The 14,323-nt window shown below is 33.4% G+C and carries 10 protein-coding genes; 8 read left to right on the top strand and 2 right to left on the bottom strand.

All coding sequences use genetic code 11. The features are described 5' to 3' along the window. Window positions 1-2: 2 nt before the first annotated feature. Window positions 3-368, bottom strand: coding sequence for a transposase (locus FF125_RS09290; protein WP_013870391.1), 366 nt, complete (start codon window positions 366-368; stop codon window positions 3-5). Window positions 369-435: 67 nt separating this feature from the next. On the opposite strand from FF125_RS09290, the gene FF125_RS09285 reads away from it, so the two are divergent. The 4 genes from FF125_RS09285 to FF125_RS09270 all read left to right on the top strand — a co-directional run bounded on the left by FF125_RS09285 (window position 436) and on the right by FF125_RS09270 (window position 4,341). Then, on the top strand, window positions 436-1,152 hold the full coding sequence (locus FF125_RS09285; RefSeq protein ID WP_175418899.1) for a hypothetical protein: 717 nt from the start codon (window positions 436-438) through the stop codon (window positions 1,150-1,152). Between the two features lie 11 nt (window positions 1,153-1,163). Beyond that, the gene (locus tag FF125_RS09280) at window positions 1,164-2,660 is read left to right on the top strand and encodes a RagB/SusD family nutrient uptake outer membrane protein (protein ID WP_138949508.1); all 1,497 of its coding nucleotides are present in this window, start codon (window positions 1,164-1,166) and stop codon (window positions 2,658-2,660) included. Window positions 2,661-2,798: 138 nt separating this feature from the next. Then, the gene (locus FF125_RS09275) at window positions 2,799-3,707 is read left to right on the top strand and encodes a dihydrodipicolinate synthase family protein (protein WP_138949507.1); all 909 of its coding nucleotides are present in this window, start codon (window positions 2,799-2,801) and stop codon (window positions 3,705-3,707) included. Window positions 3,708-3,882: 175 nt separating this feature from the next. Further along, window positions 3,883-4,341, top strand: a complete 459-nt coding sequence (locus tag FF125_RS09270; protein ID WP_138949506.1) for a YhcH/YjgK/YiaL family protein — start codon at window positions 3,883-3,885, stop codon at window positions 4,339-4,341. Between the two features lie 24 nt (window positions 4,342-4,365). Here the strand turns inward: FF125_RS09270 and FF125_RS09265 are convergent, their stop codons facing one another. Beyond that, window positions 4,366-5,100 carry a FadR/GntR family transcriptional regulator gene (locus tag FF125_RS09265; RefSeq protein ID WP_138949505.1) on the bottom strand — a complete coding sequence of 245 codons (735 nt, stop codon included), beginning with the start codon at window positions 5,098-5,100 and terminating at the stop codon, window positions 4,366-4,368. Between the two features lie 93 nt (window positions 5,101-5,193). On the opposite strand from FF125_RS09265, the gene FF125_RS09260 reads away from it, so the two are divergent. Genes FF125_RS09260 through FF125_RS09245 form a run of 4 tightly spaced genes read left to right on the top strand, consistent with a single transcriptional unit; the run spans window position 5,194 to window position 14,310 of the window. Beyond that, a complete protein-coding gene (locus tag FF125_RS09260; RefSeq protein WP_138949504.1) occupies window positions 5,194-6,357 on the top strand; it encodes an AGE family epimerase/isomerase in 1,164 nt (387 codons plus the stop codon). 34 nt (window positions 6,358-6,391) lie between these two features. Next, the gene (locus tag FF125_RS09255; RefSeq protein ID WP_138949503.1) at window positions 6,392-8,551 is read left to right on the top strand and encodes a GDSL-type esterase/lipase family protein; all 2,160 of its coding nucleotides are present in this window, start codon (window positions 6,392-6,394) and stop codon (window positions 8,549-8,551) included. Continuing rightward, entirely contained in the window at window positions 8,548-11,181 is a 2,634-nt protein-coding gene (locus FF125_RS09250; protein ID WP_138949502.1) for a family 20 glycosylhydrolase, read from the top strand. The genes FF125_RS09255 and FF125_RS09250 overlap by 4 nt, the downstream gene beginning before the upstream one ends. A gap of 36 nt (window positions 11,182-11,217) precedes the next feature. Beyond that, window positions 11,218-14,310, top strand: coding sequence for a glycoside hydrolase family 2 TIM barrel-domain containing protein (locus tag FF125_RS09245; protein WP_250629720.1), 3,093 nt, complete (start codon window positions 11,218-11,220; stop codon window positions 14,308-14,310). Window positions 14,311-14,323: the final 13 nt, after the last annotated feature.

The following is a 14,323-nucleotide window of genomic DNA, read 5'->3' as shown; positions in this document are numbered from 1 at the left end:
TGCTAGATATTGAGTTTTTTTTTAAGTTGCTGAACATTTTTATAGCCTAGTTTTTCAGCTGCTACTTCAAGGTAAGATTCTTCTACCATAGCATCCAGATCCTTTTTAAGTAGAAGCTTTTTAAGCTTTTCATTCTCTTTTTGTAGTGCTTTAATTCTAGATATTTCGTCTTTTGTTTCCACTTTTACTCTGGTGTTCATTAAGTCTTTACGATTATACTTTTTAATCCACTCATTGACCGTTGTAGGTGCAATAGAATAGAGTTTACAAAGTTCGCTCTTTGTGTGCTTACCTTTACTAAGTTCATCCAGAATTTTTAGTTTAAAAGGTTCTGAATACCGTCTAATTACTTTGTCATTTTTATACATAATGTTTAAAATTATGTAGCCTATATTCAGGACGGGTCAGCAAGAAGGTCAACGCTATGGAGGTGATTTGGTAATTGCTTACATTCAAGACGATATTTATGATACTCAGGCTGAAGCTGATGCCGATAATGCCATCTCAGATGAATTAATGCCTGGCTTTAGTCGTAATCAACGATGGGCAGGTGATGTAAAATGGAGAGATATTAATAATGATGGGGTTATTAATAGTTTAGATAGAAAAGTAATTGGACGTACAACACCAAGTTTTATAGGTGGCTTTACAACAAACTTAAACTATAAAAAATTCAATTTGTTCGTAAAAACAGATTTTGCTACTGGACACTTAGTATGGAATCATATTAAAAATAAAGGATATGGACAAACGCAAGGTAATTTAGAACAGCCTATAGAAATTTTAGATTCTTGGACACCTACGAATACAGATGCAGATCTACCACGTTTTGTTTTTGTTAATGGAGCCAAAAACGTTTGGAGAGGTAATGAAGGTAGTGACTTTTTTAGTAGTACAAGTTTATTAAACGCTGGTAATAATAAATTCTGGGAAAAAGGAGATTACTTAGCACTGAGAGAAGTAACATTAAGTTATGACCTGCCTACGAGTATATTTAAAGATAAGATTCAGAACTTAAGTGTGTATCTAACCGGAAGTAATTTATACTACTTTAAAGGCTTTAGCGGAGATTCACCTGAGGCAGGTGGTGTGCAATATGGAACGTTTCCTGTTCCAAAAACCTATACTATCGGACTAAACTTAACATTTTAAATTCTAAAATAATGAAAAAATATATTTATATACTAATTGCTTTAGTTATGTTCAGTTCTTGCGAAAGTGAACTGGAATTAACAAGCCCGAGTGAATTAACCGCATCTGGATTTTGGGATACGGAAACTGGTGCAAGAACTGCACATACTGGCCTGTATGGAGATTTAAGATCATCAAATGCCAACTTTTGGTTATTAGGAGAAATGAGAAGTGATATTTGGGGTGGTCGTACTTATGAATCTCCTTCAAACGAATCGCTTATAGAATCAAACATTACAGTATCAACCGCACCTTTTGGTGGTTGGGCTGGGATATATTCTAATATTCATAAAGTGAATGACTTTTTGATAAATATATCTAACATAAGTTTTGTAAATGAGGATGATAAAAACCATTTAATTGGTCAGGCATATGGCTTAAGAGCATTGTACTACTACACCTTGTTAAAAACTTGGGGAGATGTACCTCTAATTACAGAGCCTCTTAACAATGTAGATCCATCTTCATTAAGTAAGCCTAGATCTCCTCAAAGCGAAGTAATGACCTTAATTAAATCAGATATTGAAGCATCTTTAAGTAATTTTGGTACTGATGATAGTTTTTTTAATGGTAGCAACGTCTATTGGTCAAAAGCAGCAACATTGGCTTTAAAAGGTGATGTATTTATTTGGTCAGGTAATCTTTTAGGTGGAGGCACGTCAGATTTAACTATAGCGAAGTCTGCCTTAGAACAAATTGCTTCTTTAGGTGTTGAATTAGCTCCAAATTATAATGATTTATGGGGAGCGTCTAATGAAGGAAATAGTGAGTTTATCTTTGCTATAGACTATGCTCAAGATGAAGCTTCAAATCTTTACAATAGTTTAACAGGAAGAAGTACTGAGATTAATCCTCAATTTGATCAAGATGGCAATTCAATGTCGAGTTTTGTAATTTCGGGAGCCAATAGATATGGACAATCTGAAAAAACCATTTTATTATTGGATGATAATGACGATAGCCGAAAAGCTGCAACTTTTATTAGATTATATACGGATGGCGTTGGATACCCAACCTATAATGAACCTACCTATTTTGGTTCTATCTTTAATAAATTTTTAGGTCGTGTTGATGGGTCAGAACGTATTTTTGACAGTAATATTCCGGTGTACAGATATGCTGATGTTATTTTAATGATTGCTGAAGCCAAAAATTTATTAGGAGAAGATCCTTCAGATGAAATCAATGAAATCAGACAAAGAGCTTATGGTGCAAATTATGTAGCTGCAACTCACGAATATACAAACGGTTCTCAAACTGCCAATGCCAATGCTATTTTGAATGAGCGTTATAAAGAATTTATTGGAGAAGGTAAACGCTGGTGGGACTTACGTAGAGCAGGCAATAATTACGTAATTAATGAAGTTCCTTTTTTAAATTCAGGTGATGAGTATAAACTACTTTTGCCAATTACCACTGATATGATTGGAAGAAATCCTGCATTAGATCAGACACAAGGGTATAATTAAATTATTTTTCATGTATTATTTGAGTTAGTTTTGCATTTGTATATTTTTAAAAATATACAGTTTATAAAAGAGAGTTGTAGTTCACAACACAACTCTCTTTTAATTTTTCAATAATTTACTATTCAAGAACCAATTTTTATGAAAATAAAAAATCTAATAGCGGCTACCTACGCCCCTATGCATAAAGACCAATCGTTAAATTTACAGGTTATATCCTCGTATAATGCGTTTTTAAAAACCAATAAAGTAACGGGAGCTTTCGTAAATGGCTCAACTGGTGATTTTGCTTCACTTTCTGTTGAAGAACGCAAACAAATTATTACAGAATGGTCTAAGCATCGTTCTGATAATTTTGTTTTGATAAACCATGTCGGCCATACGAGTCTAAAAGTGGCAAAGGATTTGGCTGCACATTCTGCGGATAAAGTGGATGCAATTGCTACGCTTTCTCCTTTTTATTTTAAACCACCAACGTTAGAAAGTTTAGTGTATTATTGTGCTGAAATAGCAAAAAGTGCACCTGATTTGCCATTTTACTATTATCATATTCCCGTGTTGACAGGAGCGGATTTTAAAATGATAGATTTCCTACCAATGGCAATTGATAAAATTCCAAATTTTGCTGGTTTAAAATTTACTAAAAACGATTTGATTGATTATAACTACTGCTTAAATTATAATAATAAAGAAAGTAATGTGCTTTTTGGTGTTGATGAAATTCTACTTTCTAGCTTACCATTGGGAGCCACAGGTTGGGTAGGCAGTACATATAATCAAATGGCACCTCTATATTATAAAATTATTGAAGCCTTTAAAGCTGGAAACATGGAGCTCGCCTCTGAATTACAAAGAAAAGCAGCTCTTTTTGTCGATATTTTAAATGCTAAAGGCGGCTTTAACGGAGTAGCCAAAGGTTTTATGAAAACATTGGGTGTTGATTGCGGTCCAAGTAGATATCCACATGCAACTTTATCAGATGCTGATTACAAAATCATTCAAAAAGAGTTGGATGCAGTTGGGTATAAAGGCTTGTTGAGCAAAAATTGAGATGACTTGTCATTGCGAGAAGCGTGAACGAATGATTATCAATTAATAGAAATTTAATACGCGACGTGGCAATCTTTTGAATGTAACAGCTGCATATTATTTTACTTACGGTTTAGTGAAGTTTCAGCCATCATGGAAAACGTCTGAATTCTTTATTACATTTATTCTGACCATTATGATTTTCGATAAAATAGAAAACTGTGCCTTATACAGTGAAATAAATGCACGTTTTAAAACCGCATTTAATTACATCGCTACAACCGATCTAGAAAAAATCGAATTAGGAAAACATGCCATACATCAAGAACAAATTTTCGCTCTAGTAAATACATATGAAACCAAAAATAATTCAGAAGGTTTTTTAGAAGCACATCGCAACTATATAGATATTCACATAATGCTCTCTGGTGAAGAAAAAATTGGAATAACCACCTTAATTGGTCAAAGTGCGATTAAAAAATATGACGCCAAAAATGATTATGAATTATTCAACGAAAAATACGACACAATTACACTAAAAAGAGGAATGTTTGCTATGCTGTTTCCAAGCGACCTACACAAACCTGGTATTACAATTAGTCGAACTACTAAGGTTAAAAAACTTGTTATTAAAGTTAAGTATTCTCATATTTAAAATAGTCACAATTCTACGATTGCTTTACGAATCTATTTGATTTCTTACTGTATTCAAAACCTTATCAAAATGAGGCTCTAAGTGCTGTCGCATGGCTACTCTAAAAGATTCTGGTGTGCCCTTAATTAATTCATTTAATATATCTCTATGTGAAATAAATTTACCCGAAGAATATTTAAAATTACCGGCATCTGGCAACATATTTTCATGTACATATCTAAAAACAGGCAATAATAAATCCTGAAAACGTCTTAACGTAGTATTACCAGATATTTCATACAATTTTCCATGAAATGCTACTTCTAAATCCAGGGTAAAAATTGTCGAATCTTGCTGAAGTTTTTCTTCTTTTGATACTATTTGATTTAAGACTGTTAAGTCTTTTTCCGTTTTACGGGCAAATAACAAATCTGCCATACCCATTTCTAAGATCAATCGTAACTCAAAAATATCTTTAAGGGTTTCCTCTCCCAGTAAATTTGAATCAATGGCTTTTTCAAAATTTTCAATAATATCAGGCTGGGTTAATACCATACCTTTATGCTTTTTTGAATCTATAAGACCAATGGTTCTCAATCTTAATAATGCTTCTCTTACGACAGTTCTACTTACGCCTAATGCTTCAGTAAACTCTAATTCCTTAGGGATTGAGTCCCCGATTTTTAGATTATTGTCTTTAATATATCGATTTATCCGAATCTCAACTTCATCGACCAAAGACAAGTTTTTTATGGGTGCAATTTTCAATTTTGACTTCATTCTTTATCTAATTAATTGATAGTAAAAGTATAAAAATATATTCATAATAATCCGATTTATTTTGTATTTTTGTATTATGTAATACATATTGAAATGAAATATAGTAAATTATACAAAGAAACATTGTTAAAAGACATCATTCCTTTTTGGGAAAAACATTCAATAGACAACTTATATGGTGGCTATTTTACTTGTTTAGATACGAAAGGAAATGTCTATGATACGGATAAGTTTATGTGGTTGCAGGGCAGGCAAGCGTGGACGTTTTCCATGTTGTATAATAAAGTTAAAAAGAATGAGAGTTGGTTGCAAATTGCGAAAAATGGTGTCGATTTTCTCAGAAATCACGGAATAGATTCCAGAGGAAATTTCTATTTCTCAACAACGCAAGATGGTAAACCTTTGGTAAAAGCTTATAATATTTTTTCTGATTGTTTTGCTGCCATGGCTTTTAGCCAGTATGCACTCGCTTCGGGAGATGAAGAAGTTAAAGAACTGGCTATAAAAACATATTACAATATACTTAAAAGGAAAGATAATCCTAAAGGGAAGTATGAAAAAACTACTGATGCTAGGCCTTTAAAGGGGTTTTCTTTACCAATGATTTTGTCTAATTTGGTATTGGAATTAGAAGATATTTTACCAGCTGATGAAGTGGAAAAAACAATTGATTTTAGCGTTAACGAAGTAATGGAGGTTTTCCTAGATAAAAAATCTGGATTAATTTATGAAAATGTACGTCCCGATGGCTCGCATGAAGACAGTTATAATGGACGTCTGTTAAACCCAGGTCACGGTATTGAAGCCATGTGGTTTATGATGGATATTGCCATACGAAAAGATGATCAGAAACTAATTGAAAGAGCTTCACAAGTTATTGTAAACATTTTAGAATATAGTTGGGATGAAAAGTATGGTGGTTTGTATTACTTCATGGATGTTAAAGGATATCCACCACAGCAATTAGAATGGGATCAAAAATTATGGTGGGTGCATTTAGAGAGTTTAGTGGCATTGTCAAAAGCTTATGAACTAACCAAAAACCCTGAAATCAAAAAATGGTACGATAAAATACATAACTATTCATGGAGTCATTTTTCAAACCCTAAAAACGGAGAGTGGTTTGGTTATTTAAATCGACAAGGTGAAGTCTTACTTAACTTAAAAGGTGGAAAATGGAAAGGCTGTTTTCATGTACCAAGAGCAATGTATCAGTGCTGGAAGAGTTTTGAAGCAATCGAAAAGAGTATTCAGTAGGTAGTGACACTAGGCAGAAAAAAAGTTATGAGTTATGAGTTTAGAATTGAAAACAATAAACAGTTTAATAAAAAACCAATTTGTTCCCCTCTTCAGAAGGGTTAAGGGTGTGTTTTTTAACCATTCAACAAATTATATTCTATTCCTTCTTCTCACCTTCCTAACACTCACAACTACTGCCCAAACCATCAAAGTTGCTTGTGTAGGCAATAGTGTAACGTTCGGAGCAGGTATCGAAAATAGGGCGAAAAATTCTTACCCCTCACAACTGCAATTAATGCTAGGCGAAACTTATCAAGTTGAGAACTTCGGTTTTAATGGGGCTACCCTACTTAAAAAGGGGCATAAACCGTATTGGGAAAAAGAACAATTTAAAAAGTCACAAGATTTTCAGCCGAATATCGTCATTATTCATTTGGGATTAAATGATCAAGGAAATAATAATTGGCCAAATCATAAAGACGAATTTATAGCGAATTATTTAGAGATGATAAGCGTTTATCAAAACCTACCTTCCAAACCAAAAGTTATTATCTGTAAAATGACACCTACTTTTTCAGGACACCACTGGTTTGAAGAAGGTATGCGTGAAAACTTTAAGGAAATTCAAGCCCAAATTGAAATAATTTCAGATTCTTCTAAAGTGCAATTGATTGATTTACACAAAAAGTTATATCTCTTTCCAGAATATTTCCCAGACAATTTACATCCTACAAAAAAAGGAGCAGCACTTATTGCCAAACAAGCCTACAGTGCCATAACTGGTGATTTTGGTGGTCTACAATTACCTTTATTATATGGTGAAAAAATGGTTTTACAACGCAACAAACCTATTGAAATTTCAGGAACCTCCAACGCTAATGACGATATTAAAATCTCTTTTAACGGAAAGAAAAGACTAGTCCAAGTTTCAGATAACGGAAAATGGCACGCTATTTTTCCTAGCATGAAAGCTGGCGGACCACATAAATTATTGATAAAATCGAAATTATCAGAAGATATAACAATCAATGAAGTCTATATTGGTGAAGTCTGGTTGGCATCAGGACAATCTAATATGGATTGGCGAGTAAATCAATCTAAACATGCCAAAACCGTTTTAAAAGATTCCCTAAATGATCAAATATTCTTATTTTCTTTAGATCCAAAAGTTTTAAAAGATGGAGCGTTTACAGTAAAAGAACAAGAGTTAATTAATGCTGAAGATTATTTTAAAGGATCCGGTTGGTCACATACCAACTTTGAGGCCATCGAGAATTTTTCGGCAGTAGCCTATGCTTTTGCATTTAATTTACAAAAGGAGCTTAACATTCCTATTGGTATAGTTTGCAATGCGGTAGGTGGAGCACCTACACAAAGCTATATCAGCAGATGTACTATGGAAAAAGATCATCAAACGATTGATTTACTTAATGATACATGGTTAAACCCTATGCTAGATGTATGGGTGGCAAATAGAATAGTGAATAATAGTGTCGATAAAAATAAGATGGGAGTTCGTCATCCTTACGAACCTACTATTTTGTTTGACGCGGGCATAAACCCCATTAAGAATTTTCCTTTTAAAGGTGTAATTTGGTATCAGGGAGAATCAAATGCAGATCAATTAGTTTTGCATGAAAAATTGTTCAAAATGTTAATTAAAGATTGGAGAAACCAGTTTCAAAATCCTGAATTGCCCTTTTATTATGTGCAATTGAGTAGTATGGAAAGACCTGGTTGGGAGTTTTTTAGAGATTCACAACGTCGACTATTATCAATTCCATATACAGGAATGGCTGTAAGTTCAGATGTGGGTAATCGCACCGATGTGCATCCAAAACAGAAATGGGTGGTTGGTAAGAGATTATCAAACATTGCCTTGGCTAAAACCTATGGTCTAAACATAGCTTACTCCGGACCCTTGTTGGATTATGTGAATATTATTGACAATAAATTAACTGTGCATTTTCAATTTGGAGAGGGGTTAAAAACTACTGATGATAATCCAGTTAAGGATATTGAAATTGCTGGAGCCGATAAAGTTTTTAAATCTGCCAAAAGCACAATAAAAAAAAATGTTTTAGAAGTTTGGCATCCAGAAATTAATAACCCAAGATTTATTAGATATGGTTACTCGCCTTTTACAGAAGGTAATTTAACCAATAAAAGCGGATTACCTGCCTCAACTTTTTCAAATCTTACTGGATTATGAAAAAATGCAAAACTCATATTTTAAAAATAATTGCATTTCTTGTCATTGCAATCGGTTTTCAATTAGGCTTATCTGGCCAAACTATCTCAGCACCTAAATACCCAATAATCCCAACGCCGCAAAAAGGAATTTATTACGATTCAGAAACTCATTTTACCGACTTTACCATTGAAAGTAATGATTTCAATACGGAAGGTGAATTGCTTAAATCTTATTTAACCACAAAAGGTTTTTTACATACTAAAGATGGATTTCTAATCAAATTTATCCAAAAAGAAATACCAGAAAACGCCAGCGATGAAGCCTATACGTTAAGAATTGATGAAGATATTACAATTACTGCCAAAACTAGTAAAGGGGTATTTTATGCTATTCAAACTTTAAAACAAGTTTTTAGACAAGGAAAAGATTATGGAATATTACCCCAGCTTTCTATTACTGATTGGCCTGCCTTTAAAATTAGAGGATTGATGCATGATACGGGTAGAAACTTTCAATCTTTAGCTCAGTTAAAAGAGCAAATTGAAGTATTAGCACGTTATAAATACAATGCGTTTCATTGGCATTTAACCGATAATCCCGCTTGGAGATTAGAAAGTAAGATTTATCCAGAATTACAATCTGATGATGCCACATTACGTGGTAAGGGCGATTTTTACAGTCAAGAAGACTTTAAAGAAATCGTTGCTTTTGCGGCAGCAAGAAATATTACTGTGATTCCCGAATTTGATATTCCTGGTCATACCGATGCGTTTAGAAAGGCTTTAGGTTTTGAAACCATGCGAGATAAAAAATTAAAACCTGTGCTTTTAAATTTATTTAAAGAGTTGTTAAGCTTGACGGATGCTAAAACGACACCTTTTATTCACATAGGCACCGATGAAGTTAGAAACAGCTATGAACATGTTGATAATAAACTGATATTAAGCATAATGAACCTTCTTAAAAAACATAACAGAGAAGTTATTGTTTGGGAAGAAGGTATAAGAATTGCAGCAGACACTACATCTATTGGACAATTATGGGCACAACATCCACTAAGAAAAGGGCATCGTTTTATTGATTCAAGAGCTAATTATGTAAACCACCTTGATCCATTTGCGGGAATGAGTCGTTTGTTTTTTCAACAACCTACCCTACAAAAAACTGGCGATAATAATGCATTGGGTGGCATTCTGTGTGTTTGGCCAGATGATAAAGTGAGTGAGCAACGAAACATTTTAAAACACAATCCTGTTTATCCGGCAATCGTTTTTTATGCAGATGCTATTTGGAAAGGAAAAGATAAGGATTATCCTAAATATTGGGCAAAATTACCACAAGTAAACAGCCAAGAATTTGCAGCGTTTGCCAACTTTGAAGATAAAGTAATTGTACATAGAGATTTGTTTTTTAAGGGAAAAGAGTTCCCTTATGTAAAACAGACAGATATTCAATGGAAAGTTATTGGACCTTTTAATCATCATGGAGATTTAGAATGGATGTTCCCAGTTGAAGATGGCATCAAAAATTCATATAAAATCGGAGATGAAGTTTATGAATGGTCACAAAATATAGCTGGAGCAACCATCCACTTTAAGCACTTTTTCGGTTTTCCTGCCTTGACAAATAAAAAAAGTGGTACGTACTATACCTATACCAATATCTATTCCCCAGAGGCAAAAACACAAGACTTTTGGGTTGGATTTCAAGGCTGGTCGCGTTCAGGTGGTAGAAGAGGTGGTCCTTTTCCCAACCAAGGACAATGGCATACTACAAATCCTAAAATTTGGGTAAATAACAAAGAAATAGACCCTCCAAAATGGAAACAACCGAGTTTAACAAATAACACCCATGAAATACCTTTTATCGATGAAGATTATTTTTATAGGGCACCCACAAAGATTTATCTCAAAAAAGGATGGAATAAGGTATTGTTAAAAATTCCACATGGTGGTACTTCTTGGAAATGGATGTTTACTTGTGTGCCTGTTAATATAGATGATGATGGTAATGTAAATGAGGTTCCGGAGTTAAAATTCGACCCTGCTTTAAGAATTTATTCTGACTACTATTACGATAAAAAAGAGGAATTTGAGACCACTCCAGACACTGAAAATGAAATTATATTTTTAGGAAATAGTATTACGGACGGTGGTAATTGGAAAGAACTATTTCCATCAATGAATACAATTAACCAAGGTATTAGTGGCGACGTCACGGATGGAATTCTGAATCGCATAGAAGCAGTAACTGCACTACAGCCACAAAAGGTTTTTTTATTGATAGGCACTAATGATTTGGCTCGAGGAAAAACAGTTAGCTACATAGTACAAAACATTCAAAAAATTATTAAAACGACAAAAGAACAATCGCCCAACACCATCATTTATTTGCAAAGTGTATTACCAGTAAACCCCAATGTTGGTAAAAAATTTAGTGGTCATAAAAGCAACGGTGAGAAAATACTTGAATTAAATGAAGAATTACAAAAAATATCATCCGATATGAATGTTAATTATATAAATATCCACAAACCATTTTCAGATAAAAAAGGCCATTTAAAAGCCCAATACACTTATGATGGATTGCATTTGTCAGAAAAAGGATATTTATTATGGAAAAAAAGATTAAAAAAACATATCAAATAAAAATGGGGGAAATTTCCTCAAAAAAAGTAACATAATATGAATAAACTTGTAATTACTATTGTATTAATAACAATTGCTATTGTTAAGGTTAATTCACAAAGTGAAAAACCGTATTGGTTAGATGAAAAGGTAAACGAAGAAAACCGTGAACCGATGCATGCTTCATATTTTATATATGAAAATGAGCAATTGGCAAATCAAAATGATTGGCATAAATCCAACAATTATGTAGATATTAATGGAAATTGGAAATTTCAGTTTAACGAAAATCCTGCAAATATTTCCAAGAATTTTTATGCAACAGATATAAATGATGCCGATTGGGATAATTTTAGTATACCCGCCAATTGGGAAATGAAAGGATACAGCTATCCTATTTATGTCAACGCCACATATCCATTTGATAACCTAATAAAAATTGCCCCTCCTTTGGTACCAGAAATCCAAAACCCCACAGGAATCTTTAGAAAATGGGTAAATGTACCAGAAAATTGGTCGGAAAAAGATGTTTTCTTGCATATCGGTGCCGCTAAATCAAATGTAAAAGTTTGGGTAAATGGCAATTATGTAGGGTATGGTGAAGATGGAAAACTATCTCAGGAATTCAATTTAAATAAATTCATTAAACCGGGAAAAAACCTTATTGTCTTAAAAGTAATGCGATGGAGTGATGGATCTTACCTAGAATGTCAAGATTTCTGGCGTATGAGCGGCATTACCCGCGATTCTTATTTGTATTCACGAAATAAAGTACATTTAAAAGATGTTGAAATTATTCCTGATTTAGATCAAAATTATATCAACGGCAGTTTAAAAATTACCACTACATTTTCTAATATCCCCAAAAAGGACAAACACACATTGGAAATACAGTTATATGACGGTACTAAAGTTTTGACTACAAAAACAATTTCTAATTTGGCAGTAAATGGAAATAAAAGGCTGATAATAAATGTTGAAAATCCTAAAAAATGGTCTGCCGAAATTCCAAATTTATATTCACTTCGCTTTAAATTACAGGACAAAAAAGGAAATATTGTAGAAATAATTGATCAAAATGTAGGTTTTAGAAAGGTAGAAATTAAGGGAGGGCAATTGTTGGTCAACGGACAAGCCGTGTATTTAAAGGGCGTTAATCGACATGATACAGATCCGGTTGGTGGTCAAACCATTCCACGCAAAACAATGGAAGACGACATCCGATTGCTAAAGGAGTTTAATTTTAATGCAGTAAGAACTTCACATTATCCTAATGACCCTTACTTTTATGAACTATGTGATAAATACGGAATTTATGTGGTCGATGAAGCTAATATAGAATCACATGGAATGGGCTACGACCCCACCCGTACTTTAGCAAACAATCCAGATTGGGAAATTTCACATTTACAACGTTTAGAGCGTATGCTAGAGCGTGATAAGAACCATCCATCTGTGATTATTTGGAGTATGGGCAACGAAGCCGGTAACGGCTATAATTTTTATTGTGGTTTTTTATGGATGAAAAATAGGGATACCTCAAGACCAACACAATATGAAAGGGCAAACTTAGGTGGACAATCAGATATTAGATTTGATTGGAACTCTGATATTGTAAATCCTATGTATGACTCGCCAAGTCGAATGGAGCGTTATATTGAAAAATCCCCAATTCCAAATCGGCCTTATATTCAATGTGAATATGCACACGCCATGGGAAATTCTTTAGGTAATTATAAGGAATATTGGGATATGTTCAGAAAGCATGATAATTTTCAAGGTGGTTTTATTTGGGATATGATCGACCAATCGGTTTATAAAGAAAAAGAAGATGGTACCGTTATTTTTGCCTATGGAGGCGATTTTGGCCCAGAAGGCACACCCAGTGATAATAATTTTCTTAACAACGGTATTTTTTCACCAGATAGAAAGCCAAATCCTCATGCCTATGAAGCCAAATTTGTTCACCAAAACGTGTTGACTTCTTGGGACGATAAAGCCAATTACGAAATTTCTATTTTTAATGAATTTTACTTTAAAGATTTATCTAATGTAGAGCTGAAATGGAAATTGTTATTAGATGGTAAGGTTATGGATGAAGGTATTATTACAGATTTAAATGTGCAACCACAAACATCAAAAGCAATAGCATTACCGTTGAAATTACCTGAAAAATCAACCTATATAGAAGCCTTAGTTAATTTAACTTATCATTTGAAAAATGAAGAGCCATTATTATCTAAAGGAAATATCATTGCCAAAGAACAGCTTTCGTTGTCTGACGATTGGAAAAAAAATTTAAATATTTTTGGTAAAACTAAAATGAAAATTTCCAAATCGAATGAATACATTACGTTCAGTAGCCATGAAGCCAGTTTCACATTCAACAAATCAACAGGATTATTGAATGGTTACCAATATAAGAATAATTCAATTTTGATAGAAGGCACAGCTCTAAAACCAAACTTTTGGAGAGCACCGATTGATAATGATTACGGTGCAGGCTTACAGAACAAATTAAAAGTCTGGAAAGAGCCTTTAAAAAAAATAAAGCCCAAAAATTTTGAGTTTAAAAACGAAAAGGACAACACAGTTTCTGTAAAAGTTATGTACAGGTTAGATGATGCTTCTTCCGATTTAGAAATCAACTATACATTGAACAGCTCTGGAGAAATAATGGTACAACAAACATTAAAAATTGATAAAAAAGCCGAAACCCCAATGTTGTTCCGTTATGGACTAACAATGCAATTACCAAAAGCTTTTGAAAATATCAGTTATTATGGTAGAGGCCCAATTGAGAATTATAGTGATAGAAATTATAATACTCAGGTTGGAATTTTTGACCAAACGGTTACAGAACAATATTATCCTTATATCCGTCCACAAGAAACTGGAAATAAAACGGATGTAAGATGGTATAAAATCTCCAATAGTAAAATTAGCCTAATTATAAATTCTGACAATTTATTCAACACAACTGCCTTACATTACACTCAAAATCAGTTAGATGATGGTGAAAAAAGAGAGCAACGCCATGCTTCTGAAATCAGTGAAAGCAGTCTTACTGAATTAAAAATAGATGCAAAGCAAATGGGCTTGGGCAGTATCAATAGTTGGGGGCATTACCACTGGAGAAATATAGATTAACGGATAAAAAGTA

This window comes from Aureibaculum algae, from assembly GCF_006065315.1.
Classification (GTDB): domain Bacteria; phylum Bacteroidota; class Bacteroidia; order Flavobacteriales; family Flavobacteriaceae; genus Aureibaculum; species Aureibaculum algae.
Note: the sequence above shows the minus strand (reverse complement) of the source record. Positions and strands in the feature narration are given on the sequence as shown.